The 26,626-nt window shown below is 66.8% G+C and carries 23 protein-coding genes and 1 pseudogene; 1 reads left to right on the forward strand and 23 read right to left on the reverse strand.

Translation table 11 applies throughout. The features are described from left to right. Nucleotides 1-59: 59 nt before the first annotated feature. The 8 genes from OO71_RS47595 to OO71_RS21995 all read right to left on the reverse strand — a co-directional run bounded on the left by OO71_RS47595 (nucleotide 60) and on the right by OO71_RS21995 (nucleotide 6,952). Nucleotides 60-509, reverse strand: a complete 450-nt coding sequence (locus OO71_RS47595; RefSeq protein ID WP_162186092.1) for a nuclear transport factor 2 family protein — start codon at nucleotides 507-509, stop codon at nucleotides 60-62. Further along, nucleotides 509-1,063, reverse strand: a complete 555-nt coding sequence (locus tag OO71_RS47600; protein WP_051791840.1) for a nuclear transport factor 2 family protein — start codon at nucleotides 1,061-1,063, stop codon at nucleotides 509-511. The genes OO71_RS47595 and OO71_RS47600 overlap by 1 nt, the downstream gene beginning before the upstream one ends. Next, nucleotides 1,060-2,271: a pyridoxal phosphate-dependent decarboxylase family protein gene (locus tag OO71_RS21970; protein WP_051791842.1), complete on the reverse strand. Its 1,212-nt coding sequence runs from the start codon at nucleotides 2,269-2,271 to the stop codon at nucleotides 1,060-1,062. The genes OO71_RS47600 and OO71_RS21970 overlap by 4 nt, the downstream gene beginning before the upstream one ends. Then, nucleotides 2,268-3,260 carry a phosphotriesterase family protein gene (locus OO71_RS21975; protein WP_033291734.1) on the reverse strand — a complete coding sequence of 331 codons (993 nt, stop codon included), beginning with the start codon at nucleotides 3,258-3,260 and terminating at the stop codon, nucleotides 2,268-2,270. The genes OO71_RS21970 and OO71_RS21975 overlap by 4 nt, the downstream gene beginning before the upstream one ends. Then, nucleotides 3,260-4,129, reverse strand: coding sequence for a carbon-nitrogen hydrolase family protein (locus OO71_RS21980; protein ID WP_084145139.1), 870 nt, complete (start codon nucleotides 4,127-4,129; stop codon nucleotides 3,260-3,262). Before OO71_RS21980 ends, OO71_RS21975 begins: the two co-directional genes overlap by 1 nt. Nucleotides 4,130-4,213: 84 nt before the next feature. Continuing rightward, nucleotides 4,214-5,089 (reverse strand): ABC transporter permease, encoded by an 876-nt coding sequence (locus OO71_RS21985; protein ID WP_084145141.1) that lies wholly within the window; start codon nucleotides 5,087-5,089, stop codon nucleotides 4,214-4,216. Beyond that, the gene (locus OO71_RS21990; RefSeq protein WP_033291735.1) at nucleotides 5,082-5,888 is read right to left on the reverse strand and encodes an ABC transporter ATP-binding protein; all 807 of its coding nucleotides are present in this window, start codon (nucleotides 5,886-5,888) and stop codon (nucleotides 5,082-5,084) included. The genes OO71_RS21985 and OO71_RS21990 overlap by 8 nt, the downstream gene beginning before the upstream one ends. Further along, nucleotides 5,888-6,952 carry an NrtA/SsuA/CpmA family ABC transporter substrate-binding protein gene (locus tag OO71_RS21995; protein WP_033291736.1) on the reverse strand — a complete coding sequence of 355 codons (1,065 nt, stop codon included), beginning with the start codon at nucleotides 6,950-6,952 and terminating at the stop codon, nucleotides 5,888-5,890. Before OO71_RS21995 ends, OO71_RS21990 begins: the two co-directional genes overlap by 1 nt. A 359-nt stretch (nucleotides 6,953-7,311) precedes the next feature. Between OO71_RS21995 and OO71_RS53360 the strand changes: the two are divergent. Next, nucleotides 7,312-8,301, forward strand: a pseudogene (locus tag OO71_RS53360) (IS256 family transposase); the annotation flags it as partial. A 204-nt stretch (nucleotides 8,302-8,505) separates the two neighbouring features. Here OO71_RS53360 and OO71_RS22005 read toward each other — a convergent pair. From OO71_RS22005 to OO71_RS47615, 15 genes are read right to left on the reverse strand one after another with little or no spacing between them, the layout of a single operon-like run. Next, on the reverse strand, nucleotides 8,506-9,966 hold the full coding sequence (locus tag OO71_RS22005) for an amidohydrolase family protein (protein WP_425388696.1): 1,461 nt from the start codon (nucleotides 9,964-9,966) through the stop codon (nucleotides 8,506-8,508). Between the two features lie 60 nt (nucleotides 9,967-10,026). After that, entirely contained in the window at nucleotides 10,027-10,785 is a 759-nt protein-coding gene (locus OO71_RS22010; protein ID WP_051791853.1) for a pyrroline-5-carboxylate reductase family protein, read from the reverse strand. 30 nt (nucleotides 10,786-10,815) lie between these two features. Further along, nucleotides 10,816-13,089, reverse strand: coding sequence for a S9 family peptidase (locus OO71_RS22015; protein WP_051791856.1), 2,274 nt, complete (start codon nucleotides 13,087-13,089; stop codon nucleotides 10,816-10,818). Continuing rightward, nucleotides 13,082-14,020 (reverse strand): SDR family NAD(P)-dependent oxidoreductase, encoded by a 939-nt coding sequence (locus OO71_RS22020; RefSeq protein WP_051791858.1) that lies wholly within the window; start codon nucleotides 14,018-14,020, stop codon nucleotides 13,082-13,084. The genes OO71_RS22015 and OO71_RS22020 overlap by 8 nt, the downstream gene beginning before the upstream one ends. Continuing rightward, a complete protein-coding gene (locus tag OO71_RS22025) occupies nucleotides 14,017-15,477 on the reverse strand; it encodes an AMP-binding protein (RefSeq protein ID WP_033291738.1) in 1,461 nt (486 codons plus the stop codon). The genes OO71_RS22020 and OO71_RS22025 overlap by 4 nt, the downstream gene beginning before the upstream one ends. Nucleotides 15,478-15,483: 6 nt before the next feature. After that, nucleotides 15,484-15,900: a Zn-ribbon domain-containing OB-fold protein gene (locus tag OO71_RS22030; RefSeq protein ID WP_033291739.1), complete on the reverse strand. Its 417-nt coding sequence runs from the start codon at nucleotides 15,898-15,900 to the stop codon at nucleotides 15,484-15,486. Then, nucleotides 15,893-17,047 (reverse strand): acetyl-CoA acetyltransferase, encoded by a 1,155-nt coding sequence (locus OO71_RS22035; RefSeq protein ID WP_033291740.1) that lies wholly within the window; start codon nucleotides 17,045-17,047, stop codon nucleotides 15,893-15,895. Before OO71_RS22035 ends, OO71_RS22030 begins: the two co-directional genes overlap by 8 nt. Continuing rightward, nucleotides 17,047-18,402: a serine hydrolase domain-containing protein gene (locus OO71_RS22040; protein ID WP_033291741.1), complete on the reverse strand. Its 1,356-nt coding sequence runs from the start codon at nucleotides 18,400-18,402 to the stop codon at nucleotides 17,047-17,049. The genes OO71_RS22035 and OO71_RS22040 overlap by 1 nt, the downstream gene beginning before the upstream one ends. Further along, nucleotides 18,362-19,057 (reverse strand): pyridoxamine 5'-phosphate oxidase family protein, encoded by a 696-nt coding sequence (locus OO71_RS22045; RefSeq protein WP_051791860.1) that lies wholly within the window; start codon nucleotides 19,055-19,057, stop codon nucleotides 18,362-18,364. Before OO71_RS22045 ends, OO71_RS22040 begins: the two co-directional genes overlap by 41 nt. Beyond that, nucleotides 19,054-20,433: a serine hydrolase domain-containing protein gene (locus tag OO71_RS47610; RefSeq protein WP_051791862.1), complete on the reverse strand. Its 1,380-nt coding sequence runs from the start codon at nucleotides 20,431-20,433 to the stop codon at nucleotides 19,054-19,056. Before OO71_RS47610 ends, OO71_RS22045 begins: the two co-directional genes overlap by 4 nt. Beyond that, entirely contained in the window at nucleotides 20,430-21,227 is a 798-nt protein-coding gene (locus tag OO71_RS22055) for an ABC transporter ATP-binding protein (protein ID WP_051791864.1), read from the reverse strand. Before OO71_RS22055 ends, OO71_RS47610 begins: the two co-directional genes overlap by 4 nt. Then, nucleotides 21,224-23,104, reverse strand: coding sequence for a dipeptide/oligopeptide/nickel ABC transporter permease/ATP-binding protein (locus tag OO71_RS22060; protein WP_051791866.1), 1,881 nt, complete (start codon nucleotides 23,102-23,104; stop codon nucleotides 21,224-21,226). Before OO71_RS22060 ends, OO71_RS22055 begins: the two co-directional genes overlap by 4 nt. Further along, on the reverse strand, nucleotides 23,101-24,087 hold the full coding sequence (locus tag OO71_RS22065) for an ABC transporter permease (RefSeq protein ID WP_033291742.1): 987 nt from the start codon (nucleotides 24,085-24,087) through the stop codon (nucleotides 23,101-23,103). Before OO71_RS22065 ends, OO71_RS22060 begins: the two co-directional genes overlap by 4 nt. Beyond that, nucleotides 24,087-25,670 carry an ABC transporter substrate-binding protein gene (locus tag OO71_RS22070; RefSeq protein ID WP_033291743.1) on the reverse strand — a complete coding sequence of 528 codons (1,584 nt, stop codon included), beginning with the start codon at nucleotides 25,668-25,670 and terminating at the stop codon, nucleotides 24,087-24,089. The genes OO71_RS22065 and OO71_RS22070 overlap by 1 nt, the downstream gene beginning before the upstream one ends. Then, the gene (locus tag OO71_RS47615) at nucleotides 25,667-26,566 is read right to left on the reverse strand and encodes a PaaX family transcriptional regulator (protein WP_051791869.1); all 900 of its coding nucleotides are present in this window, start codon (nucleotides 26,564-26,566) and stop codon (nucleotides 25,667-25,669) included. The genes OO71_RS22070 and OO71_RS47615 overlap by 4 nt, the downstream gene beginning before the upstream one ends. Between the last annotated feature and the right edge of the window lie 60 nt (nucleotides 26,567-26,626).

The following is a 26,626-nucleotide window of genomic DNA, read 5'->3' on the forward strand; positions in this document are numbered from 1 at the left end:
AACCCTTCAGAGTAGCAGCACCGTCTCCAGCAGATTGATGGTTCAGCCCCGAGAGCTACCTACAATGCAGTTCCATACCGTGTTGCATTGACCTCGAGGATCGAGTCCACACGCAAGTAGAGCTTTCGAATCTTCCAGCCACTCGTGGAGCAACGGAAACCGACCAGGTAACTTCCGTGTGCGACGGTAAACAGGTCATCTTTTCGCATCCGGGAGTGCTGGAGGAGCAGCCACTTCCCGGTCGCCTGGCCGGGGGCGGTGAACTCGACGGCACCATTGGAGAGGTGATGGGCCGCCCATGCGAAGCGCTCCAGACCAGACATCGTAATGTGAGCGGCAATCTCGGCCCGGCCACGCAGATGAAACCCTCTGGAGCTCACCCATTCGCCGTCAGCTTCGAAGAGCGACGCAACGACGTCTCCATGGTATCCCGTATCGCATGCGGCAGCATACTCATACATCACCTTGCCAATCGCGGCTTCAGCCGACAACCGCTCGACAACAGACATCATCGGCGATCCGGATCCGCGCCAGATTTGCCGACCTGCAGCCTTGGCCCAGGCGCATCCAGCAAGGAGAATCGATGCTGTGCCCAATCGGCCGAATTAGGTGCCATCAGCTCAAAGGTAATTCGAAGGCGTTCGAACATCCAGCAACCGTCAATCCGAACGAAGTCGTTGTGGTACTTGCCGACGTAGAGTCCCCCAGCGAGCCCCTCTGCCGTCATTTGTGCACACGGCATGATCAGGAACCACTCACCCGTGGCAAAATCACCGGAATCGTCTACTTCCACCCAGCGGGGCACGTTGATGTGCACGGCCCAGGGGAATCGCTGCGACCCATCCGAGAAATGCTCGGCGATGGCCCTTCGCCCTTCAAAGGCCTGTCCATTGGGATGATTCTCCCAGATGCCATCGGCCACGAAGAGGTCGGCGATCAGGGTTCCGGGGTATCCCTCATCACAAAGATCCGAGTAGCGCCGCTGAAGCGCCTCGATCTCCTCCTCGGGCGTGCGCCCGGCGCGTCGCGCGGCCGGTTCGACCATCTCATCCGCCTCGCTCATGCGTACGTCGCGCTCGTCGAGGAGACCGCGCCGGAACTGCGTACGGCGGCCACCGATTCAGCCAGATCGCGCAGGTAGTCGTCGGTCACGGCCAGATGTGGTGGATTGACTGCGATCTGGATCGAGCGGGGCGCTTGCTGGCGACCTACCTGCCATCCACGGGCCTGTAGTTCGTCACCGACAGCCATCGTATCCAGACCAGTCGCGCGGTAGGCGAAAATCGATCCCGGCGGCTGTCCGAGGATTTCCAAGCCACCGATCTCGCCAATGCCACGCTGCCATGCGCGAGAGGCCGCCATCGTCTTCGCCGCCAGGGCACGGAACCCGTCGTGCTCCAATGCCTCCACGACTGCCCAGGCGGACGCGATGGGACCACCCGGCCGAGTTCCCGCCAGCGTCGGCGTCCGGTAGGCACCACCGGGCCAGCCTGACGAAGGCAGGGAGAAAGGCTGGAAACTTGCGTACTCGACGTCGTTGTACAGGATGGTGGAGACGCCCTTCCCGGCATAACCGTACTTGTGGAGATCCGCCGAGATCGAAGCCACCCCCGGCACTTCCAGCCCCCACCTGCACTCACTCAGCTCGTCGACGAAGGGCAGCAAGAAGCCGCCCGCGCATGCGTCGACGTGCAACGGGACATCAGCATCAAGAGCCAGCCGCCCGAGTTCCACGATCGGATCAATGGTCCCGAACGGCCAGCACATCGCGGAGCCCACCACCAGGATGCAGTCGTCCTTGACTGCATCAGTCATCGAAGCGACATCCGCTCGGAATCCGGCGGTGAGTGGCACCCGCTCGGCTCGGAGGCCCAGCAGATGCGCGGCCTTGTCGAATGCCGGATGCGCCGAGTACGGCAAAACGATCGATCCGTTCTCGATCGCGCGCGTCTTCCGTGCCCAGTCCCGTGCTGTCTTGACGGCCAGAATGATGGACTCGGTGCCACCCGAACTTACCGAGCCGACAGCTTCCGCATTTCCGAGCAGCCGGCCGGCAAAGCGGAGCAGCTGTGCCTCGAACTCCGCGACGCTCGGGAATGCCGTCGCGCTCAACGCATTGTGGGACATGAACTCGCCGTACGCCTGCCGGGCGATCTCTTCGAGCTCGTCGTCGGCAAAGTAGATGTAGCGAGTGGTCCTGCCATTGCGCCAGTCGACGTCCCCGCTTGCGATCCGGCGCCACTTGTTCACTACCTCGTCGAGCGGTCTCACTGGTGGTTCTCCATGTCATTCGGAAGGTCATCAGCAGGGGCGAACGCGCCCGCCCGGTCGACCGGACCTCTTGCCAGCGCGCGGGCCGGGTTCTCGACCGTGAGAGTTCGCAGGTCGTCTTCAGTGAGCCCCCGGTCACGCAACCTGGGCAAAAAGTGAGTGAACAGGAAGCCGTATCCGTTGCCGCCGTACGCCGTCAGATGGCTCCGAAGACAGACGTCCTGAGAAAGAAGCACCTGGTTCAGGAATCCGTCTTCGGCAAGGCGCAGGACGTAGTCCGCGGTGTTTCCATCGTCGAAGTCACTGAGTCCGCGCACCGTGTCGAACTGGACGAAGCAACCTGCTTCGGCAAGCTCCCGGTGGTAGCTGACGTCGTGGACGGTGCTGCAATGGCCGATGATCACCCTCCCTGGTCTCACGCCTTCCTGCCGGAACAGCCGGAGTTGCTCGAAGCCGACCGGATGCCGCGCCGCGTGGGTGGTGATCGTCGTATCAGTGGTCAGCGCCGCCAACGCTGCAGCGCGGAGCGCCCGCTCCTCGACCGCGGTCGGAACCGCTCCCTCGCACCCGACCTCGCCGATCACGCCGGGCCGGATTCCAGTATCACGCACCCCGTCGCGCAGCTCGGCGACCATCTCGTCGGCAAGGTCGCGGGCAGTCAGGGCGTTGACCCGGTAGTTCTCGATGTACGGCTCGCGATAATGCCCCGTGCCCATCACCACGTGGACACCTGCTGCATCCGACAGCCGCTTGAGTACCCGGGGATCACGCCCGATCTGCGCAGTCGTGCAGTCCACGACTGTCCGGCAACCAGCGGACCTGGCCGCGTTCAACTCGCCCACAGCGAGATCGAAGTTGTTCACCGCGCCATTGCCGCGCCATTCCTTGACAAGATCGATCTGGAGATGCTCATGCGGCAGAACGGCGCCGAGAGCCTCGACCGGGACCGGGCCATTGACCGTCTCCACGTACGGGGCGGAGCTCGCCATCACGGAGCCACCTCGCCGCGAACTCCCAGCCGGTGATCTGCATAGAGTTCAGGTCGTCGGTCGCGGCGTGGATCAATCTCCACTTTGCCCGGCTCGACCACGATTCGTGCGCCATCTGCCTGTGACAGGTCGATCAGCGCCTCCCACAGTCCCTCACCGTTCCCGGCATCGGCGAGCACCTCTCCGTCGGGAGCGACGATCTGCGAGCGACCGACGAACTCGGTACCGCGCTCCGCGTCGTTCCTGTTGGCGACGGCCAGATAGACCTGATTCTCATAGGCTCTGCAACGAGGAAGGATCTCCGGCGCCGCAGCCCCCGTGGCCGGCCAGTTCGTCGGGAAGGCAAGCAACTGCGCGCCGCCGAGGGCCAGCGACCTCGACCACTCCGGAAAGCGCAGGTCGTAGCAGATCCCGATGCCGACCCGCACTCCGGACAGCTCCACCACAGACGGGGGCTCCGTTCCACGAGCAACGAATCGGTCAGCGCCGAGGTAGGGCAGGTGAGCCTTTCGGTAGACCGTGGCCAGATCGCCGTTCTCGATACCCACCACGGAATTGAAGTACTGGTCCGCTGAAGACTCGATCAGTCCCACCAGGATCGATGGGCCTGCGCTCCTCGTCGCCGCGATCAACCGGCGTAGCGGATCCGCGTCGAGCGACAGCCCGATCGACGAAAGCTCCTCGGCCCGGTCCACCACGTATCCGGTCAACATCGCCTCTGGAAAGACCAGCAGATCGACACCACGTGATCGGGCCGACTCCAGATAGGACAAGCACTTGCCGGCATTCTCTTGAGGTTCCCCCAAGGTCACTCCGGTCTGAACAACGGCAACTCGCTTCTTAGGCATCTCGCGGTGATTCACTTCCATTTGGTGGGCGGTAACGCTCCGGAGGGGCAATACGTCGGCGACGAAACACGTCCGCTGTTGCGGAAAGCGGAGGAGCGAACCTTCCTACGCCTTACCTGCCCAATGCAGAATCCGCCGTTCGGCGATGCTGATCATCAGCTGGAGCAAGAATCCGATCAGCCCGATCAGCGCGACGCCGACATACACGTCGGAAACACGATAGAAGGTCGCCGCATCCATCACCATGCTTCCGAGGCCTGAGCGAGCGGCAATCAATTCGGCCGCGACGACCGCGGACCAGCTGATGGTTGCTCCGATCTTGAGACCGGTCATGATGAACGGCATGGACCCCGGGAGGTAAACGTGCCGGATGAGCTGGCGCCGGGAGGCACCCAGGCTCTGGCAGGCGTGCACCCACTCGACCCGGAGCTGGCGGGCACCATCCGCCACCGTCGGGGTGATGTAGAGAAAGCTTGCAGAGAAGATCACCAGCACCTTGCTCAGCTCGCCGATCCCGCTGAACAAGATGATGATCGGGATCAGAGCGATGGCCGGGATCGGTCGTAGGATCGCGAAGTACGGATAGACTGCGGAGCCGAAAACCCGGCTTTGCCCGATGACCAGCCCGAGGGGAATGCCGAGACCCGCACCCAGCATGAAGCCGATCGTGGTTCGGCGCAGTGACATGCCGACGTGCTCTGCCAGCGGAATGCTGTTGTACCCGTTCTTCACCAGGTACACGAACTCCTCGAGGATCTCCCCAGGAGACGGAACCCAGCGTCCGGGCAAGACCTCCAGATGGCTCAGCAGGCTCCACACCACCAGACCGATGATCACCGAGGACAGGCCAATGCCGATACCGGGGCGCCGCGCTATGCGCCGGCCGAGGCGGGAGGCCGCGGAACGCCGGCCACTTCCGCTTCGCCGGCCGAGATCGTCGCCGCCCGCAGCCGCTCGGCGCTCGAGCTGACCACTACTCATCAACGCCACCTTCTACGCTCGCCTTGATCATGGGTAGCAGGTGCGCCACCTGCTCGAAGAACTCCGGAGCTTCTCTCCCCAACCTGTCGATGCCGCCACGTTCGACCTTGACGATGCTCTCCAGGCGCCCGGGGTTTGCCCCCATCACACATATCCGGTCGGACAAGAGGACTGACTCATCAACAGAATGGGTCACGAATACAACCGTCCGCTTCGCCTCTCGAGTAATCCGCAGCAATTCGTCCTGCAAAGAACTTCGGGTCAACGCGTCCAGCGCTCCGAAAGGCTCATCCATCAGCAGGATCGGAGCCTTGGTCGCGATCGCGCGCGCGATCGCGATCCGCTGCTTCATGCCACCCGAGAGCTCGTGGGGATACTTGCCCGCGGCGTGGTGGAGATGCACCATCTCCAGGCAATCCAACGCCGCCGCTCTCCTGGAATTTCGATCGGCCCCTTGAAACCGGAGACCCAGCTCCACGTTTTCCACTGCCGTATACCACGGAAGGAGTGCATAACTCTGGAAAACCACGGCACGGTCGGCACCCGGCTCCTCGACTCGCTTCTTGCCAGCGACGACCTCGCCCTCCGTCGGCCGGACGAATCCGCCGATGATGTTCAGCAGGGTCGTCTTCCCACATCCGCTCGGACCGAGCAAGCTGACGAACTCGCCCGGCTCGATATCGAGGTCGATTCGCTGGAGGACCGGTCGCGGATCTCCCCCGCGCTCCCGATAACTGTGACTCACTCCGGCTATCCGAATTCCCGCGGTCTGCTTCTCGAGTGCTGAATCGGCAGCCATCACTGGTTGCCTGCCTTGCCCGGAGCATGAGACGCAGCCTCGATCACGCTTCCATCCACCCGCCCCGCGACATCGGGGACCGCCTTGAGCGAACCGAAATCGACCTGCAACTTGGCGAGGCGCGTCAGGGATTCCACGTACGGCGATGCCTTCGAGCCGGCGACCGCGAAGAAGTTGCTCTTGTCCGACTGGTCCGCAAGGCTGGGGAAGACCGCAAACGAGGCGATGGTCTTGACCTGATCGGCCGTCATGTTCAGTTCGGAAGCAACCTTCTCATTGACGCGAGTCGCAATTTCGGCGTCCGACTCATATTTCTGGCGGGCCGACTCGTTGAGCCGGATGAACTCTGCGACCGCGCCCGGATGCTCGGCCAAGAACGACGTACGGACGACCCACGGGCTGGTGTCGGCCGTGGACACTGCCACGTCATCGAGGTCGGCGGTCGAGAGCAACTGGGTGCCACCCGCTGCCAAGATGCGGGAGCGGTACGGTTCCGCCACGTAGACCGCGTCCACGTCACCGGCCTCGAACGCAGGGACCATCTGCGCGAACTGCATGTTGACGACCTTGACGTCATCGATCTTGAGGCTCTCGGACTCCAGCACCTTCGTGAGGCCGAAGTAGCCGCTCGAGCCGGCGACCACCCCGACCCTCTTGCCCTTCAGTCCGCCGGTCGACGAGATCCCCGAGCCGCTTCGGGCGATGAGACCTTCGGCCTTCGTGAACTCCTGTCCGACGCCGATGATCGTGACATCCAACCCGTTCTCGATCGCCGTGATCGCAGCGCCTGCGCCCATATGGGCAATGTCCACGTCGCCGCGGGCCAGAGCGGGAAAGGTCGCCGGACCGTTGTCGAAACGCGTCCACTCGATCGACAGCCCGGACTTCCCTTCCAAGCCCAGGATCCGTACTGCCATCAAGGGCATCTGGGTGCTGTACTGCCAGCCGACCTTGATCTTCTCATCGCCTGCCTTGCTGCCGGTGCCGTCACCACAGGCGGTGAGCCCCACCGCGATGGCCAGCGCCACCACGACAACGCGGAACGATCGCTTGATCGCCGTCATTCTGCATCTCCTTCGCCAAGGTGGCACTAGGCCGCTCCAGCAGCCGCGGAACGGTGCAGTTCTTCGTCTGGGGAACTTACGGCGTCGATTGATATCAGTCCATTACATCTTTGATACCGATTCATGTCTCTGCGAGCATAAATAAGGCCGGCCACCAGAGGTCACCAGAGCGAGGCTCTCGATTGCCTGCTCCACACAGTGAGTGACGCGAGGCGGGGACTGCTTCAGCATCGGTGTTTCCGGCCCGGCGCGCCGGGCTGGGGTCTGGCGAGATGGGCACTGTGGGTGATGACGTGGTAGCTGGTGAATCCACGCAAGCGTGACGGGAGCAGTCTCCGGAGCAGGCCACTGCGGCGCCGATGGTGGCCGGGGCGAAGGCACGGGGTTGGCGTTGCCTGCCCGGATGGTCTGCTGAAGTTGTTCACGAAGAGTGTGCTGGAAACGGGTGTTGAACGAGGAAACGACCGAGCATCTCGGTCATGAGAAGAACCAGGCTTGCCTGGATCGGGAATCGACCGATGTCCGGAACGGGATGTGGTCGAAGGTGGTGGTCTCGGACGTGGCCGGTGAGGCGCGGGTTGAGGTGCCGCGGGAGCGGGAAACCATGTTCGGGCCCGGATCGTGAAGAAGCGGCAGTGGCGGTTTGCCGAGGTGGACCGGATCGTGCTGGCATGGTGTGCGAAAGGGGATGACGACCGGGGAGATCTCCGCGCATGTCGGTGAGATGTATGGGGCCGTCGGCGAGCAGGGAGACGATCTCGCGGATCACCGGCAACGTTGTCGCTGAGATGCAGGAATGGGTCAGCCGCCCGCTCGGCCCGATCCACGTGGCGGGTGTTCGTCGATGCCGTCAAGGTCCACGGGCGGCCGGGTGCCAATCGCCCGGTCTGCCGTGGACGGTGGTAAAGACGTGTTGGGCCTGTGGATGGGTGTCGGCGGCGAGGATGCGAAGTTTCAGGGCGTCCCGGTCGGCCGGAAGTACCCTGGGGTACGGGACGTGTTCTTCCTGGTGTGCGATGGCATCGAGGGCCCGCAGGAAACGGTGGCGAACGGGTGGACGTACACCATTGTCCAACCCTGCATTGTTCACCTTGTCAGGAATACGCTCCGGTTCGCGGCTCGGCATCATGGGGATGCGATCAAACGGGATATCAGACCCATCCATATTGCGCCCAACCCCATGCGACAGCCGTCGCGTTGGGCGACCGCGACGAGAAATTGGGGGAAGACGGCGCGTAATCTGTTCGACGAAAGCGATCGAATCACTGAACGCCCGCTATCGGCGGGCGATCCGCGCGCGTGGGCATTTCCCCACCGAGCTAGCCGCGATGAAGTGCCTGTATCTTGTGACCCGCAGCCTGGACCCCACCGGGTGGGGCGCGTCCGGGGGAACGATGCGTACTTCGGCGCGCGTGAAAGCCGTAGTACGGCTTGCCAATGTCGTACAGCCGTTGCATTTCCACCCGCGGCATCCGACAGTCTGTGGCGAGCAGGCGAACGGGGACGAACTTTTCGTACGCACGGCGGGATCCCGGGGGGGAAGCACACACGATTCATCCGGCGCGGATCGGCTGTCCGGGGAGGACGCCGGGATCCAACTGCCCGTCGGTGACGACCGGTGTTCCGGCGACGAGCAGGTGGCGGATGCCCGACGACGGGCGCGTGGGGTCGGTGACCGTGGCCCGGTCGGTGATCGTCGCCGGGTCCAGGACGACGATGTCGGCGTCGGCGCCGACCCCGAGATGGCCCTTGCGCCTGGCCGCTGCGCAGATCCCGTCGAGGACCCTCGCCGGCAAGTAGGAACAGCGCCGGAACGCCTCCAGCCAACTCCACCGCTTCTGTTCACGGACCATCAGCCGCCACGCCTTCGCGAACGTCCCCGCCGTGCGCGGATGGGTCCGCGCACCCGGCGGCAACGGCCACTCATCACTCTCGTGCGACCCGTCCGGCCAGGTCAGCCACATCGCATCACTGGCGACAATGCTGTCCGGGAACGCCAGCGCACGAAGCAACCTCGCGTTGTCGGCCTCGTCCCGCTCATCCAGAAAATGCACCAGACACTGCGTGGCCGGATCCTGCACACGGATCTCCCGCAACCGGGACACATCGGCGATACGTTCCCCAGTGTCCACGACAACCAGGTCGGACGGAGCCAAACCGGACACGGCCAGCCGTTCCGGAGCAAGGAAAAACGCGCCGATCGCGGTGGAACCGAAACCGTACGGATACGCCTCCACCGTGACCTGCAACCCGTCACGACGGGCCTCATCGAGCGCACCGAGCACCCGGTCGACATAACGACGTGACGTGCTGTTGACGTGACAATGATGCATCGCCGCACCCGCCTCCACCGCCGCACGAACGACCTCACCCGACCCGTCGATCGGCGTAGTCGGATCGGCCTCGACCAGCTCACGGACATGGGTGAACACCGGCACGCCGGCCCGGGCGGCCAGCCGGGCGACGTCCAGGAACTCACCAGGGTCGGTCCGCGGCGCATACCCCTGCAAAACCCCGATCCCCAGCCCACCCACGGCCAGCTCGTCCTCCAGCAGCGACAACCACCGGCGACGCTCGGCACCGGTGGACGAGCGCTGCCACCGCGACTCACCCACCAGCGCCAATGTCCCCGACGGCTCGACCCCGGTGTGCGCCAGGAACCGGGCACTCCCCCACGACGCCGAATACCCGTAATGCAACGGCCGCCCACTCGCCGCCGCCGCGGAGTAGGCTCGCTCGACCCGCATCGCGCCGGCTTCGAGCTCCAGCGCGGTACACACCCCGTCCATCGCCTGCAACCGATGCCCGGCCACCGAATCCACATGACTGTGCACATCGACGAACCCAGGCCCGACCACCAGCCCGGACACATCCACCACCACACTGTCTTCGGGCACCACAAGATCTGCGCCGACTGCCCCCACCCGACCGCCACTGACCAGAACATCGGCGACCTCAAACAACCCAGTACCCGGATCACAGACGGTACCGCCCCGGAACACCAAACCAGTCAACAGTCTTCCCCTTCGGCAATTTCGCGACAATGGCGACGCTGTCGGCTGCGGCGAAGGAGGCTACCTGGTTGCCGGATCCGGGTACGGCTGCTCCAGCCGTTCGAGCACGGCGCGGGCGGCATCGTTGAATGCCGATCGAAGTCCGCGACGCTCCAGCATCGCGACCCCGCGCACAGTCGACTCTCCGGGCGAAGCGACCTCGCGCCGGGCTGCGATGGTGTCGCCTCCTCGCGACAGAAGGAGTTCTGCGGTGCCCGCCAGAGTGTGCAGGAACATTTCGGTGGCTTCCCGCTCCGGCAGTCCGTAACACATCGATGCATCGATTGCCGCCTCGGCAACCAGCGCGATATACGCGGGCATCACGCCACTTGTTGCGGTGGCGAGGTTCATCTGGTGCTCCGGCAGGACGACGACCCGCCCGAGACCGGACAGCAGCTCGGTCGCCGCCTCGCCGCCCTCGGCAACCGCGATCACGCCGCGGCGCATTTGCACGGCCGTATTCGGCATGGTCCGCACCACGGTGGATTCCGGATACGCCGCCCGCAGTTCGCCGGTGGTGGTCGGCCCCAGTACCGAAATCACCATTTTTCCGGCGGCATCCACCGAAGCGGCGATCTCCCGGAGCTGCCCTGGCCGATGTGCGAGCACGAGCACCTCGGCCGCCGCGGCCAGTGCGGCATTGTCCCGGAACGCCTCTCCCCCGAGCTCTTCGACGAGCGCCGCCGCTCGCCCGGAACCACTGTCGCTGGCGAGCACGGGTCCGCCCCATCCCCGTGCCATCGCCGTCGCCATACTTCCCGCACCGATGAAACCGATCATTGCCGACTCCAGACATTCAATTCAGGGAACTCACCGAGATTCGCCGTACAGCACTTCCATCGCAGCGTCACGCAACGGCCGTTTCGAGCTCATCACATGACCCGGCGGAGATTCCTTCCGCAGATTCCGGACGAAGTAGTCCCACCTCCTGCGCACCCAATAGTCTTCGGTTTCGAGCAGCGAATGATCAGTGTTGGGCAGGAGAAGGAAATCGAAGTCCTTGCCTGCGTCGATCAGGGCCTTCACGAACCTCATCGTGAGATCCGGGTACACGTTGTCGTCCATTTCGCCGTGCACCAGCAGCAGCCGCCCCTGCAACCGGCTCGCCAGCGCCGCATTGCTTCGCGCGAAGTAGTCCACTGTTCCGGGGCTGCCCACGAAACGCTCACCCCAGAGCGCATTGTAATAGCGCTCATCGTGATTGCCCGCAATGGACACGGCGGCGTGATAGGTGTCCGGATATTCCAGGATCGCGCGCGCCGCCGCATAACCGCCGCCGGAGACACCGTGGATTCCGACGTTGCCGAGGTCCAACCGGGGATAGCGGCCGGCCAGCTGCCGCAAAGCAGCGACGTGGTCGCTCAGGTGGGGTTCCGCTGCCGCCAGCCCCCGGCCGGCCCGCTGCATCGCCCGCGATCGCAACGGCGTACCGCGGGCATCGACCACCATCACGGCGAAACCCAGCGCCGCCATCGAGGCAGCGTGAGCACTGGGCCACCGCGCTGTCGCGCTCGGGAATCGGTACGGCGCGGCGAGATGTTGCGGACCGGGGTAGATGTCGTCGAGCACCGGCAACTTCTCCGCGCCCTCGCCGGGGAGGTACAGCAGCCCGTACAGTTTCGTCTCGCCATCAGCCGCCATGACGCTGAACCGCTCGGGTGGTGACCAGCCGGCCGCGCGCAGCGCCGTGACGTCGGCCGTCGCGAGGTCGAGCGTGTCCCGCCCGTTTTCGTCGAGCAGCCGGGTCGCCGGTGGCGTCTTCCAGTCCGATCGGACGTCGATGAAGAAACGGCCGGACGGGGCGGCGATCACGTCGTGGTCGAGGGTGTCGTGCGTCAGCCGGTCGACGACCCCGGTGGCCAGGTGCACCCGGTAGAACTGCCGGGCATAGGGGTCGAGGCCGTTTTCCCGGCCCGCGCCGGTGAAATAGACGTGCTGACGTGTCTCGTCGACTCCGACGAGGTCTCGCACCAGCCAGGCGCCGGCCGTGACCGCGCGCTCCACCCGGCCGTCGCGCACCAGATACAGCTGACCCCATCCGCTTCGTTCGGACCACCACAGCACGTCTCCATTGGCCAAGACGTGCACATTGGGGCGATGGCAGAACTCGGGATGCGTCTGGACGTAATCTTCGGACGTCTCTTCGAAGAGAGTGGTCACCGCACCCGTGTCCGGGTCGATGGCCAGCAACGTCGCGCGATCGCCGCTTCGTGATTGGTCGACGTGGTAAACGCTGTCCCGGCCTGGCTGGCGCCACAGGCTGCCGGTCTGCAGCGGGGTCGCCCAGGGGCAGTCGATCGGCGCTCGCGACACCGGGGTCGTGGCACCGGTTGCCATGTCGACGACGAGAAGTTCCGCTCGGGCCACCACCGCGTCGCCGGGATGTGCGTAGCGGTAGTGGTGCCGGCGCGGCCCTGACCCGTCCGGAGGCGATGACTGGCTCAGGTACGCATCCCGCATCCCGTCTTGGTGCAGGCGGTGGGTGACGACCCGGCGGGAGTCCGGCAACCAGAGCAGGACGGGTGGCAGCGGCAGGGCGTGCCGCTGGGCCAATGCGTTCGGCGTCGACGCGTCCGGGCCGATGGCGTAAGGCACCTCCGCGGTGCCGTCAAAGGTCACTTGCCGTCCGGTATCAGTGCGCGTGTCCCGGACCCACAGGTTGTGATCGTCGACGTAGGCAGCCAGCGTCCGATCCGGAGACAGCAGCTCACCCGGCCGGCGTACCTCGGGAGCAGGGCGATCCTGCAGCGCGGCGGTCGCGGGATTCCAGCGAAAACGCCGACCGCCCACTGTGAACGCGATCGTCGCGCCATCGCAGACGACATCGCCGATCCGCGGCGGAGCGCCCGGTGCGGTCCCTTCCGGACGGGGCAGCTGACCGGGCAGCAGCACGCCGGTCCGCTGCCGCGTCCGTGAATCGACGCGATAGACCGCGTCACCCGCTGCTTCGCGCACGGTGTAGCAGAAGTCGTCCGTACCGGACAGCCAGACGGGCTGCACGGTGTCGGAGAAAATGAGGTTGCGAAAATTCCGGGGCAGCAGCGATTCGGCACGCCGGTAGGCACCGGCCGGCCCTTCATCCATGGTCACCCCCGCCGTCCGGCGTGAACCAGTCCGTCATCACGGACGGCGCGATCAGCTTGCCGGGAAGCTCGGCATCGAGGCGGTCGAGATCCCAGCGTCCGGCCGCCGTGAGCCGGTGCCTCGGAACCGGCAGCGACGTGACGGCAAGTTCCCGCCCGACCACCTGATACACCTGACCTTGTGCCGGGCACCGCGCATCGGCGAGCCAGGCGATCAGCGGGGACACATTCGCCGGGTCGTACTGGTCGAACTTCCCGGGCTCCGGCCGCATCGCGTCCTCGGCACCCTGCACGGTGGCGGCGATGCGGGTGCGCCCGGCCGGCGAGACTGTGTTCGACCGGACCCCGTAGCGCTCCCCCTCGATCGCGACCGCATGGGACAACCCCAGTACGGCCAGCTTCGCGGAAGAGTAGTTCGCCTGCCCGAAATTCCCGACGAAGGCCGCCAGCGAACTGGTCATCACGACGCTGCGGTCCTGCCTCCGGTTGTTCTTGGCCTGCTCGCGCCAATAGTTCATCGCGTGGTGGGTGGGCGCTGCGTGCCCCTTGAGATGGACGCGCACCACCTCGTCCCAGTCCGATTCGGCCATGGTCACGAGCGCACGATCACGCACGATGCCGGCATTGTTCACCAGCACGTGCAGATCGCCGAACTCGTGCACCGCCAGGTCGATCATCTCGAGCGCCTGCGGCCAGTCCGCGACGTCATGTCCGCTCAACGCCGCCCGGCCGCCGTTGCGGCGGATTTCCTCCACGACCTGTGCCCCCGCCGCCGGAGCTGCGTCGTCCCGGGTGCCGTCGACGGCCGCTTCCACATCGTTGACGACGACGGCGGCGCCGTGCCGGGCCAGTTCCAGTGCGTGCGCGCGCCCCAGCCCCCGGCCGCTGCCGGTCACGATCGCCACCCGGCCGGCCAGCCTGCCGCCGCTCATGACGTCCTCCCCTCGGCAACGGCCCCGCGGCGGATCTTCCCCGCGCCGTCCCGCGGCAGCGACGCACGGAACTCGAAAGTCTTCGGTACCTTGTGTTTCGACAGCCGCTCCCGGCACCACGCGATCAGCTCCGTGGCGGACGGACGGGCGTCGCCCGGTGCCGCTTCGACGACCGCGTGCACCCGGCTCCCCCATTCCTCGTCGGCAACACCGACCACCACGACGTCGGCAACCGACGGATGCTCACTCAGCACTGCTTCGACCTCGGATGGGTACACGTTGATTCCTCCGGTGATGATCAGGTCGACGCGGCGGTCGGCGATGAACAGGTAGCCGTCGCCGTCCAGCCAGCCGAGGTCGCCGAGCGTGGTGTAACCGCTCCGGGACTGTTCGGTGGAAGCGCCGAGGTACTCGAAGGGTGGCGAGTCACCCGTGCGCGCGTGGATCGTGCCCACCGTCCCCGGCGGGCAGGGCCTGCCGTCGTGATCGAGGACGAGGAGCTGCCCTGGCGCCGGTTTGCCGACGCTTCCCTGGTGCTGCAACCATTCGTCGCCGCGGATGATGCTCCCGGCGAGCCCTTCGGTCGAGCCGAATGCCTCGAACACCTTCTCCGGTCCGACGAGCTGCAGCCAGCCGTGCTTGACCCAGTCCGGGCACTTCGCCCCCGAATGCACGACCGCGCGCAGCGAGGACAGATCACGTCCGGCCGCCTGGGGGCAGCGCAGGACCCGCTGCATCATGGTCGGCACCATGGTGATGAACTCGAGGTGGTCCCGCTCGATCAGGTCGAGCACCTGCAGGGGACTGAACTTCTTCATGACCGTGACGGCCTGGCCGGCGAACAAGGCGAGGTGGGTCCACGCGAATCCGAGGTTGTGCTGCAGCGGGCCGGGCACCAGCGACGACTTCGCGACATCGAAGTGAATGCGTGGTCCGAGCGGGCCGAGCGGGCCGGCCGGGTCGAACGCCCACGGTGTCGTGTCGACGATCAGCTTCGGAGCTCCGGTGGAGCCACCCGACATGATGGCCTTGCCAGTGCAGGGGGCCGGTTCGGGCAGGCCTTCGAGATCGGAACGAGCGGCGGCAATGGCGGTCCGGGGAATGGCGTTGTCCACCGGCCAGTCGGCGAGGACGGCGCGCGGAGCGGCAAGGCCGAGGATCCGGGCGCGCTCCGGGACCGTGAGGTCCGGGTTCGCCGGCAACGCCACCGCTCCCAGCGACCAGGTCGCCCAGGCCGCTGCGATGGATTCGGCACAGTTGCCCAGCCCGATCACCACGAAGGACCCTTCGCGAACGCCGGACCCGCTGAGCAGCCGGCTCACCCCGCTGACCTGCTGCCCGAATTCGTTCCACGTCAAGGTTTCCCGCGCGCCGCCGGCATCCACGACGGTCACCGCCCGGTCACTCGGCCGGTCGCGAGCGAGTTGCTTGAGCCGCGACGGAAAGCTGGTAAGCATCTGCAGTCACCTCTGCGTGGGTTCGGGGGGAAGTGGCTCGAAAACCGGGACCGGCGGACCAGCCGGACGGTGCCGCCAGGCCACGCGGACGCGGTCTCCGATACTTACGGGCACAGATCCGGCGATGTTCGTCAGGATCCGTGGCCCTTCGGTCAGTTCGACCAGCGCCACCACGTAAGGCGGGTCGAGGTGCTCGACGGTACGGAGGTGGACGGTCGTCTTCGAGTAGACGCGGCCGGATCCCGCCGCCTCGACCCACTCCAGATCGCCGGCGCCGCACTGAAGGCAGAACGGCCTCGGGTACAGCTGAAAGTTGCCGCAGCGCAAGCATTGTTGCAGCAACAAGCGCTGCGCGCGAGCGCCGTCCCAGTACGGTTTTGTCGTCGGGTCTTCGAATCGCTCGTCGAGCGCCGGCTCAGTCACGGGCCAGCACCACCGTTGCGGCGACCGAACCCAGCCCGCCGATCCCGTGGACCACCCCGACTTGCGCGCCGGGGACCTGCCGGGCGGCAGCGTCTCCGCGAAGCTGACGTGTCGCCTCGATCAGCAGCTGTACCCCGAATGCGCCGGGATGGTTGTAGGAAAGCCCGCCACCGGAGGTCATCGAGGGAAGCGCTCCGCCGGGGGCCAGCCGTCCGTCGCGGACGAACTCTCCGCCCTCGCCTTTCGCACAGAAACCGAGATCCTCCAAGGCCATCAGGACGTTGATGGTCGTCGCGTCGTAGGGTTCGAAGACATCGACATCGCCGGGGACGATGCCGGCCATGGCGAAAGCGGCGCGTCCGGTCCTGACGCCGGGAGTTTCGGTGAGACTTGCGTGCTGGGAGATGTGCCAGGCGGTGTGATGTTCCGTGGCGGCAAGGACTCTGATCGGAGTGCGCGCCGCATCACGGGCTCGATCACGGGTCGTGAGGACGACAGCTCCGCCACCGTCGAGGAGCAGGCAGCAATCGAGCTTGGTCAGCGGCTCGCACACCGGTGGCGAATTCAGCACGTCGTCGACGGTGAGTGGTTCCCGGCGCCACGCTTGCGGGTTCAGCGCGGCCCAGCCACGCGCGGCCACCGCGATTTCGGCTAGCTGTTCCCGGGTCGTGCCGAACTCGTGCATGTGCCGCGCGGCGAACAGGGCGAACTGCCCCAGCGGAGCCGGAATCCCGTACGGCGCCTCGAACTGGGCCATCAGCGAGCCCGGCGCGCCGGCGTCACGTGATCGGATGCGTTTGCTCCGTTGCCGTGAGGCGAAAGCGATCAAGGCCACCGAGCAGTGCCCGGCAGCGAGGGCGAGCATCGCGTGGTGCACGTAGGCATCGAACGCGGCGCCGCCGAGGTCGCTGGAATCCGCGTAGTCGGGGCAAATGCCGAGATACTCACCCAGCTGCACAGTCCCCTCGTCACCCATGTAGTTGGTGAACAGCCCGTCGACGTCACGGAAGCTCAGCCCGGCCTCGTCGAGGGCGGCCCGGCTTGCCAGCGCAGCCATCGACAGCTCGGAGTGATCGGTGACGATGCCCAGTGGAGCTTCCGCGACACCCGCGATGCAGATCTCGTCCCTGCGAGCGGAGGTGGACATCAGCGTTCCTTACCGAGAAGCAGTTTGAGGCTCTGCCCGGCGATCTCGTCGACCCCGTGCCAGTCGTGTGCCGTGATCGCCACCACCGTGGCGAGGCCGGGCAGCACGTGGAGGACTTGGCCGCCGTGGCCGAGCGCGCTCGCACTCGCCACCGTGCAGTCCTCGCCGACGACCGTCGAGAGCAACCACCATTGATACCCGTACGCGACACATCCACGCGGGATGACTGCGGTCGAGTCGGCTTCGACGCGTGCCTGCGGCGAGACGCAGCGGTCGACCCAGTCCTCCGGCAGCACCTGCCGACCGTGCCATCGCCCGTGATCAGCGACGAGCCAGCCGATTTTCGCGAAGTCACGCGGGGTGAGCCACAGCCCGCCGCCGGTGTGGGTCGTCCCGCTTTCGTTGGTCATCCAGTGGTATCTCTCGATGCCAAGCGGTTCGAACAGCAGCTCGCGCGCCGCTTCGGAAACCGGCTGCCCGGTGACCGACCGGATGACTTCGCCGGCCAGTAGCGTGAGCCCGGTCTGATACTCGAACACGCCCTCGGGGAACGCCGACCGGACTTCCTTCGCCAGCACGTAGCCGACCCAGTCGGCGGCCTGGTTCATCCGGACCACGTCGTTGCCCGGATCCTGGTAACTGGTCTGCGTTTCGTTCCACTCGAGACCCACCGACATCGACAGGACCTCGTGCAGGGTGATCTGCTTGCCCGCACGGACCAGCCGCGAACCGGCCTGCCCACGGAGGTACTGGGCGACCGGCGCGGCGACATCGATCTCGCCCCGCGCCACCAAGGCACCCATCAGCAGGCTGGTGACCGACTTGGTCGCCGATTGGAGAGACCGCAGGCTCGCGTGGGACTTTCCGTAGCTGCCGGCGAGCAGGACACTGCCGTCCTGCACGACCGTCAGACTGTCCACCCATGGCAGGACACCGTCGGCCACCGCGCGCTCCAGGCGTTCCGGATCGATGTCGTGGGCGCCGGACGGGATGGTTCCGGCTTGGTGCGTCCCCCATCGCCGGCGGAGGCACCGGGCCTCGAGAGACGGGAGCACCGGACTGGTCATCCCCACGACGAGCGCGGGTCCTTCCCGGCGCAGGATGAGCGTCAACGGGCCGGCGACGGCATGGCAGGCCGCGCCGTCGACGTGAATGTCCGACAGCGGGATGCTGGTGCCCAGCGAATCGACCTCGACCGAGCCTGCCGCCGGTTCGCCCGGGGCGGGGCGGAACAGGATCAGGTGCACGACCCCCTCGATGGGCAGGGCGCTGGAACCCAGCCAGGTACCCAGGTAAGGCGAAAGAGGGTCGTCATCATGCGTGTGCACGAGCAGCTCCAGGGTGCGGGCGGGCATAGCCGGTCACGTAGTCCGGTGGCGGCGCGGGATCCGTGGATTGCGGCGGGCCGAAAGCCAGGTTGACGGGGACGACACCGGACCAGGCACCGGCGGGCTCGGTGCCGTCGGTGTCGCCGGTGTCCTTCTCGATCGGCATTCCGGTGCGTTCCTTGAACGACGACTGGGCAAGGCTGAGCCGGTGGATTCCGGTGGCGGCGAGCTCCCGGCGGCTCGGCGGTTCGCAGTCACGCGCCCGTCCGGGGGCGATGTGCTCGAGGAGAGCATCGAGTACCCGCAGTTTTTCCTCGGTGCCGGTGACCGCGCCCAGTTCTCCGTGGACGACCACACTGCGGAAGTTCACCGAGTGGGTGAAGTAGCGCCGCCCCAGTACGATGCCGTCCAGCACGGTGACGGTCAAGCAGACGTTCGCCGGCGCGCGCTCCAGACCGCGGAACGGACCGGCCCCCGGGGAACCGTGCAGATACACGTCATCGCCGATCCGGACGTGCGTCATCGGAAGCACCACCGGCCGGTGATCGACCTCGAAGGCGAGATGGGAGACGAGCGCCTCGTCGACCAGGCGGTGAATCCGGTGCTTGTCGTAGCTGAACCGTTCGGGCCGCCGCGTCGGCCGGGTCAAGGGGGTCTGCGGGTATTCCGGCCGCGCGCTCATCGCGCCACCCGCCGTGCCGCGAACGCGCCGTTGAGCAGATATTCGGCACGTCCGTCAGGGCCGAGGACGAAGGCGAGCTCCCACCGATGGTCGTCGGTCAGCTCGTCGGCGTCGGGCAGGAAGCGATGGTCCCCCAGTGCCTCGAGCGAAGCCTCGATGACGCGGCCGGCCGAGCCGGGTTCGAAGTTGTCGGCGGTGAGGTGGTGCCGCCGGGCCAGCAGCCGGCCGTCCGGGCGTTCCCGGATCTCCCATTCCTGACCGTAGCTGCGGTAGATACCCCGGTATACGTCGGGATCGACCTCGCCGGCTTGCCGCCCGGTGGCCGGGCCCGGCCCGCCCATGCCAAGGTGAGCGGCCACGCCCTGCAAGATCTGTGCGGCAAAAGGGTATCCCGCCTGCGGCACGTTGACGGTGGTCGCGATGGTCACGTCGTGTTCGGGGATCCACAGCAGCGTCGACGAGCCACCGAGGTTGGTTCCCGAATGCCCGTAGAGGTCCGTCCCGTTCCACTTCCGGTGGTATGCGCCGACTCCCCAGTCGTCTGCGAACAGCTTGGCCGGCACGGCTACCTGGGGTTCCTGCATGAGCGCGACGGCGCGGGGAGAAAGAACCTGGTGCCCGCCAGGGCCCTTGCCTTCGCGCAGCATCATCTGCCCGAACCGGGTCAGCTCGCTCGCCGATGCGCAGAGCGTCGTACCGGCCGGTCCCATGCCCCGGCTCAGAATCCACGGGCGCCGGAACTCCGGCGGGTCGGCACGCGGAACGTGCCCTACGGCGACCGAGAAGTAGACCTGGTCCTCCGGCCTGGTGCAGGAATGCCGCATGTCGAGCGGGCCGAGGAGCTCCAGCCGGAGCAGGTCGTCCCAGCTGCGGCCGGTGAGCGTTTCGAGCAGGTGACCGAGGACGATCGTCGACGCGTTGCTGTAGCCGAACTGCTTGCCGGGCGGGGAAATCAGCGGGATGTCGGCGAGGATCCGGACGTATTCGGCGATGGCGTCCGCCCCGCACCCGGTGTCCCGGTACGGCCCGTTGTCCATTCCGCTGCTCATGGACATCAGGTGCCGTGGCGTTATCTCTTGCGCGGCGCTGTCCTCGGCGAACCTGGCGGCCGGCAGGTAACGGGCCACGGGAACGTCGATGTCGAGTTCGTTCCGATCCGCGAGCCGCAGCGCCAGTGCGGCGGTGAAGAGCTTCGTGGTCGAACCGACCTGGAAGATCGTATGGCCGGTGACCGGAGCCCGGGTGCCGAGGTTGGCGTATCCGCACTGCGCTTCCCGCAGCTGGTCTCCCTGCCGCACCGCCGCTTGCGCGCCGACGATGTCGAGGGCTTCGGCACTGGTCCGGACAAGATCGCACAGGTCGTGGTGGGTGATCAATGGTCGTCGCTTTCTCTCGCTGCGGCCGCGGGGCCGCCGGCCGGGAGCCGGGGTACCGAGCTCAGCAACCGGCGCGTGTAGGCGTGCTGGGGGTCGTGGAGAACGGTCGTTGTCGTTCCGTGCTCGACGACGCTGCCGCGGTACATGACGTAGACGTGGTCGGTCATTTGGGCGATGACCGCCAGATTGTGGGAAATGAGCAGCAGTCCCATCCGGCGGTCCTGGTTGATCGTGCGCAGGAGCCGCAGGATCGAAGCCTGGGTGGTCACGTCGAGAGCGGAGGTGGCTTCGTCGGCGAGCAGGTACCGGGGATTCATGGCCAGCGCCCTGGCGATCGCCACCCGCTGCCGCATCCCGCCGGACATCTCGTGCGGATAGGCGGCCGCGCACCGGGAATTCAGCGCGACCATGGCCAGCAAGTCGGCAGCCGTCGGAGCCGCTTCGTCCCAGCGGCCGAACCGCAGGGCCTCGCGCAGGGCGGAGCCGACCTTCTGGCGGGGGTCCAGCGACGCGTACGGGTCCTGGAAGATCATCTGCGCAGTGGTGTGCAGACGACGTCGATCTGCCCGCTTCTTCAGGTTCAGTGCCGTGCCGTCGAGGGTGATTTCGCCGCGGTCGATCCGGGTGAGGCCGAGCATCGATCGGGCGAGGGTCGACTTGCCGCACCCCGATTCGCCGACGACGCCGACTCGCGACCCGCGTGCCACCGTGACCGAGACGCTGTGCAGCACGTGCCGGCGGGACTGGCGGTGACCGTAGGAAACGTCGAGCCCGGTTGCCGCGAGTCCGGTCATGCCACACCGCCGCGCCGGGTGAGCGGGGCGGACTTCTCCGCTACCCGCAAGCAGGCGCTCGAATGGTCCGGCGTGACGGGGAGCGGCCGGGGCTCCCACGAGGCGCAGTCCGGCATCGCTACCGGACAGGCGTGCCGGAACGGGCAGCCGTGGCTGTCGAGGTCCGGCGTCGGCTCGGCTTGCTCGAGGTCCTCGGCGGCACCCAATGGCGTGTCGATCGCGGGCGCGCTGCTGATCAATTGCCGGGTGTAGGGGTGGGCGGGAGCCGACAGCACCGTCTCGGCCGGTCCCTGTTCGACGACCGTCCCGCGATACATCACCAGTACGCGACGGCAGACCTGGGCAATCACGCTGATGTCGTGGGAAATGAGCAGCAGTGTGAGGTTCCGCTCCTCGTTGAGATCCACGAGCAGCTCGAGAATGCTCGCTTGCACCGTGACGTCGAGCGCCGTCGTCGGTTCGTCGGCAATGAGCAGTTCGGGATCTCCGGCCAGCGCCATCGCCAGGAGAGCACGCTGGCGCATCCCGCCCGACAGCTCATGGGGTCGTTGCCGCATCCGCTGCTGCGGCGCATCGAGAGCGACCCGGCCGAGCTCGCTCGTCGCCCGCGCGACCGCGGCCCGCCTGCCGAGGTGCCGGTGCCGCCGGAGTCCTTCGGTCAGCTGGGTGCCGACCCGCAGCATCGGGTTGAACGAGGTGCTCGGGTCCTGCGGCACATAGGCGACCCGGAAGAACCGGGGGTCGTCCTTGCGGGAGCAGCCGAGCGCGCTCCGGCCCCGGAACGTCAACGCGCTCGCGCTGAGGCCGGCGCGGGCAGGCAGCAGTCCGGCGAGCGCAAGAGCCAGCGTGCTCTTGCCACTGCCCGATTCCCCGACGATCCCGCAGCGCTCCCCCGGCGTCAGCCCCACGGTGACGTCCGCAACCGCAACAGCGCGACCGTAGGTCACGCGCAGATTCGCGGCGGCGATCTGGGTGTTCGCGTCGGCAGGCCCGGTGAGCTGCCGCACGGGACGCGCGTCCGGCTCGGTTCGGCGGCTGGGTCCCCGCCGCCGGGGGTCGGCCATCGCAGCGAGACGTTCGCCGAGCGCGTTCAGTGCCAGCCCGGTGATGACGATGCCGGCTGCCGGACCGACCGGGGCGATCGGGTTGCCGAACATCTCCGCAATCCCGGCGGTCAGCATGGTGCCCCAGTCACCGGCGCCGGTGGTGGCAGGCGAACCGAGCCCGAGAAAGCTCAGCCCGGCCAAGGCAATCAGGCTCCCGCTCGCGGTGACCGACGTCAGGATGATCAGGGTCGCGCTCATGTTGGGCACGAGGTGCCGGGCAATGAGCCTGCCTCGCGGCACGGTCAGCAACCGCAGTGCGACCATGAATTCCCGGCCGCCCAGCGAGGCGGAGATGGTGGCGACGGTGCGCGCGAACTCGGGAGCGATCGCCAGCGCGACCGCGATGACCGCACTGGTCGTGCCGACCCCGAGGATCGCGATCAGCAGCACCGCGAGGATGAGCGGCGGGAACGAAACCGCCAGATCGATGCCGCGCATCAGCAGGCCGCGTAACGCCGGGGGAAGCACGCTGACCACAGCGCCGGCAACGGTGCCCAGCACCGCGCCGAGGGCGGTGGCCAGCAGGGCGAACGCAATGCTGTTGCGCCCCGCAGCGATGGTCCGGATCAGAATGTCCCGCCCGAAGGTGTCGGTGCCCAGCGGGTGCTGCACCGACGGGCCGAGCCGGGCTTGTGCCGGGTCCAGGTGGGTGGCCATGCTGCCGAGCACTTCGGGTGCGACGGCAAGAAACAGCAGCCATCCGAAGACCAGGAACAGCAGGAACACCTGCCGGGGACCGAGAGAACCGATCCGCGCTCGAAAAGTGGTCATGACCGGCCCACCAGTGATTTCGGGTCCAGGATGCCGAGCACGACGTCGACCAGCGTGTTGATCACGATGACCCCGGCGCCGAGCACGAGCACAATCCCCTGGACAGTGGGGTAATCCCGGTTCAGCACCGCCGTGACGACGGCATTTCCGAGACCGGGCCAGGCGAACAAGCTCTCGATGATGATGGTCCCGCCGAGCATCGAACCGAACAGCAGGCCGGCGATGGTCAGGCTGCCGGTGATGACGTTGGGCAGGAGATGACGGAGGTAGAGAATGCGGTTCGGGAGCCATTTCGACCGCGCGACCCGCAGATAGTCCTCGTCGAATGCGGCGAGTCCCTCCGTGCGCACGATCCGCGTGAGGAGCGCGATCGGCCGCAGTGCCAATGCCAGTGCAGGCAGCACGAATGCGGCGGCGGAAGCGTTGCCTCCGGCGGGAAGTACACGCGTGGTCACGGCCAGCAGCAAGACGAGGTAGGTGCCGACGACGTAGTCGGGGATCGACGCGACCAGCCCGGTCACCGCGGTGAACGAGCGTTCCCACCGCCTGCCGAGCCGCCTGGTGAGCGCAATGCTCGCCAGGCCGAGTACGACACTCGCCACGACGATCAGCAGGAGCGACACCCCGGCCAGCGAGACCGTGATCGGCAGGCGTTGCGCGATCAAGGCCCGGACCGGCTGGTTCGTGCTGAACGAGGTACCGAGGTCGCCGTGCACCAGACCGGAAAGGTAGCCGGTGTACTGGCTCCACAGCGGCTGGTCGAGACCGAGGGACCGGCGGATCTGCTCCACCTGCGGTCCGGTTGCGGAAATGCCCGCGACGTTGCGTGCCGGGTCGCCCGGAGCCACCCGGAGGGCAAGGAACACCACCCCGGACAGGATGACCAGGCTCACGACGAGGGTGCACAGCCGCCGGGCGACGGAAACGACGACCGGGGTGAGCCGGGCTCCGGGGGAAACCGGCGCCAGTGTGGTGGTCGTCATCAGCCGCTCACCAGGAAGCCGGTCGGCACGAGGGAGGTTCCGGTTTCGGTGCCGACCTCGAAGGACACGTTCTTGCCGAAATACTCGGCAGTGTCGTAGTACAACGGGATTTCGTTGACCTGGTTGTTCAGTTTCTCTTCGGCCGCGCGCCAGTGCGCGCAGCTGGTGCCGGCCGGGCCGGTCAGTGCTTGCTTGGCGAGCGAGTCGTACTCCGCATTGGAGATCGAGCTGAAGTTGGTCCCGGCCGGCGGTGCGTCGCCGGAATGGTAGGGCAGCAACAGGTTCGGTGAGGACACGCCCAGCTGCGCAAGGATGGCGACGTCCCAGTTGCCACCGCTGAAAAGGGTCTGGACCACGCTGGTGCCGCTCGGCGTGTTCACCGTGACGTCGACACCGGCCTTCCGCCAGGCGTCGGCAAGGAATTGCACCGTGTCCGATTCACCGGAGACACCGTCACCGGACGCCAGCAGATTCACGTGGAGGTTCTTTCCGCGCAGCGCCGCCGCCGCTGCCTGCGGGTCGTATTTCGCGATCGTGTTGCCGGCAGCCAGGTCATAGCAGTCGGCGCTGTCCAGAATCGTGCTGGGCGCCGGCTTCGCGTAGCCCTCCTGGACCACTTTGGGGAGCGTGGTCCGGTCGATCGCCTCGGCCAACGCCCTTCGCACGGCGGCGTCGGCCACCGGAGAACCGTGCTTCTGGTTGAAGTAGAGCATCATGTTCGATCGGCTGAACGCCTGCGAGCTGGTCGCGACTGCCTTCGCGCGTTGCCGGTTCGAGCCGGTCAGAGCCGTGACGTCGAGTTGCCCGCTGGTCAGGAGGTTCGCGGCGGTGGTGTCACTGCCGACCACCTTGAGCATGATCGACTTCGGCGACTCCGTGTACCACTGCGTATGGCCGCCGGGACCCCAGGAGTAGCCGGGCCGCGCGGTCAGTTCATATTCGTTGCCCGGGACGGCTTTGGTGAGCGTGTACGGGCCGGTCCCGTGCGCTTCGTGACTGAGCTTGCCCGGGTTCGCCAGCCCGGCCGGGCAGACGATCCCGGGATACGTCGCAAGGCCCTGCAGGAATTCACTGTTGGGCGAGGGCAAGGTCAGCGTGAGAGTTCCGGCGGAGTCGTCCGCGGCCGCCTTGACGTTGTTCGTGCCCAGGTAGACGCCCGCGAACGGCGCGACCGTCTTGGGGTCGGCAATGCGAGTGAAGTTGGCCGCCACGTCACTCGCGGTCAGGGTGGTTCCGTCCGAGCAGGTCACTCCTGGCGTGACCGTGAATTGGTAGCTCGTCGGGGAAAGCTGTTTCCACGCCGAAGCGATGCCGCTGACGATCCGGTGGTCGTCGCCCATGGCGAGCAACGTGTCGTACAAGTAGAAGCCGACCTCCCTTGCCACCGCTTGGTTGGTGGTGTGCGGGTCCAGGTTGCCCGGGTCAGCGGTCAGCCTGACCGCGATCGGCCTTCCGGCAGGCTCGCCGGGGTGACCACTCGGCGGCGCCGCCTTGCTTTCCGGGGCCGCGGCTCCGGCGCACCCGGTCAGCCCGAGGGCGACCGCCAGCAGGACCGCAACGCTCCATTTACCGCGTCTGCTCACGAGGCATCGCCTTTCTTCCGTCCGGCGGTCGCCGGACGATCGTCGAGAACGCTCAGTACGTGGTGGCCGGCAGGCTCTTTCAGCTCGGCGATGAGGTCGGTCACCCGGTCCCGGACGCGGTGGCCCACCCACCCGCGGGGAAGCACCGAGGCAGGCAAACGAGGGTCGCCCTGCACGATGAGCCGCCACTTGTTGTGCACCAGGGTCAGCCGGGCGAACGCCTCCCGCGGGGTCAAGGGTTTCGTTCCGGTGGTGCTTTCGTCCAGGTCCGTCAGGAATTCCCGGTACTGGGCTTCGAGGGCAGGCAGGTCCCAGCAGCGCGCGGCGAGATCACTGTCCCCGATGTAGTTCGCGGTGAACAGATCGACCTCGTCGGCCACCCCGAGCTGGTCCACGAGGCGGTTCACCCGGGTACCGTCGCTCGGCGCAATCCACAGTCCCGGCGCGAGACTGCCGAAACCCAGTCTCGTCAACGTCTTCCGGAGCAAGTGCCGGTCCGCGCGCCGCGATTCGGGGATGGAGAAGCTGACCAGGGTCCACGAGACCGGATCCGTGTCGTTCGCGGCGTGGAACAGCTCGGGGTAGCGCATCCGCATGAACTCTTCCCACTGCCGCGTGACCGCATACCCGTTCGCCTTCCCTTCCCGCCGCGATTCCACGAACCCGCCCCGGCTCAGCCGATGCAGGCCGGTGCGTGCACTGCTCGGCACCACGTCGAGGTCACCCAGCAGGGAGACGTACGCGGCCGTCGGCAGCCAGCCGCCGCGATCGAGCACGTAGAGCAGGCACAGGTCGGTGATCAGGCTGTTCTGCGGGGTCGACGGCGTGAGCCAGTCGATCGGGGGCGTGTCCCGGCGGGCACCATCTCCGTGGCTCAGATTCGTGACGTCCGTCATGAGATGCGAACGTAGCACTGGTACGGTGCCGTGACAAGGAACTCCCCGCGCCCGCTGCCT

The organism is Amycolatopsis jejuensis (assembly GCF_000717335.1).
GTDB lineage: Bacteria > Actinomycetota > Actinomycetes > Mycobacteriales > Pseudonocardiaceae > Amycolatopsis > Amycolatopsis jejuensis.

Bases quoted from the DNA above. Each gene is read 5' to 3' on its own strand.
- OO71_RS22040 (WP_033291741.1), bottom strand. From the start codon at position 18,402: ATGCCCGCCCGCACCCTGGAGCTGCTCGTGCACACGCATGATGACGAC.
- OO71_RS21990 (WP_033291735.1), bottom strand. From the start codon at position 5,888: ATGGCTGCCGATTCAGCACTCGAGAAGCAGACCGCGGGAATTCGGATA.
- OO71_RS22045 (WP_051791860.1), bottom strand. From the start codon at position 19,057: ATGAGCGCGCGGCCGGAATACCCGCAGACCCCCTTGACCCGGCCGACG.
- OO71_RS22015 (WP_051791856.1), bottom strand. From the start codon at position 13,089: ATGGATGAAGGGCCGGCCGGTGCCTACCGGCGTGCCGAATCGCTGCTG.
- OO71_RS47595 (WP_162186092.1), bottom strand. From the start codon at position 509: ATGTCTGTTGTCGAGCGGTTGTCGGCTGAAGCCGCGATTGGCAAGGTG.
- OO71_RS22010 (WP_051791853.1), bottom strand. From the start codon at position 10,785: ATGATCGGTTTCATCGGTGCGGGAAGTATGGCGACGGCGATGGCACGG.
- OO71_RS22055 (WP_051791864.1), bottom strand. From the start codon at position 21,227: ATGACCGGACTCGCGGCAACCGGGCTCGACGTTTCCTACGGTCACCGC.
- OO71_RS47600 (WP_051791840.1), bottom strand. From the start codon at position 1,063: ATGAGCGAGGCGGATGAGATGGTCGAACCGGCCGCGCGACGCGCCGGG.
- OO71_RS21995 (WP_033291736.1), bottom strand. From the start codon at position 6,952: ATGACGGCGATCAAGCGATCGTTCCGCGTTGTCGTGGTGGCGCTGGCC.
- OO71_RS47615 (WP_051791869.1), bottom strand. From the start codon at position 26,566: ATGACGGACGTCACGAATCTGAGCCACGGAGATGGTGCCCGCCGGGAC.
- OO71_RS22065 (WP_033291742.1), bottom strand. From the start codon at position 24,087: ATGACGACCACCACACTGGCGCCGGTTTCCCCCGGAGCCCGGCTCACC.
- OO71_RS22035 (WP_033291740.1), bottom strand. From the start codon at position 17,047: ATGTCCACCTCCGCTCGCAGGGACGAGATCTGCATCGCGGGTGTCGCG.
- OO71_RS21975 (WP_033291734.1), bottom strand. From the start codon at position 3,260: ATGGCGAGCTCCGCCCCGTACGTGGAGACGGTCAATGGCCCGGTCCCG.
- OO71_RS21980 (WP_084145139.1), bottom strand. From the start codon at position 4,129: ATGGAAGTGAATCACCGCGAGATGCCTAAGAAGCGAGTTGCCGTTGTT.
- OO71_RS22060 (WP_051791866.1), bottom strand. From the start codon at position 23,104: ATGACCACTTTTCGAGCGCGGATCGGTTCTCTCGGTCCCCGGCAGGTG.
- OO71_RS21985 (WP_084145141.1), bottom strand. From the start codon at position 5,089: ATGAGTAGTGGTCAGCTCGAGCGCCGAGCGGCTGCGGGCGGCGACGAT.
- OO71_RS22020 (WP_051791858.1), bottom strand. From the start codon at position 14,020: ATGAGCGGCGGCAGGCTGGCCGGCCGGGTGGCGATCGTGACCGGCAGC.
- OO71_RS22025 (WP_033291738.1), bottom strand. From the start codon at position 15,477: ATGCTTACCAGCTTTCCGTCGCGGCTCAAGCAACTCGCTCGCGACCGG.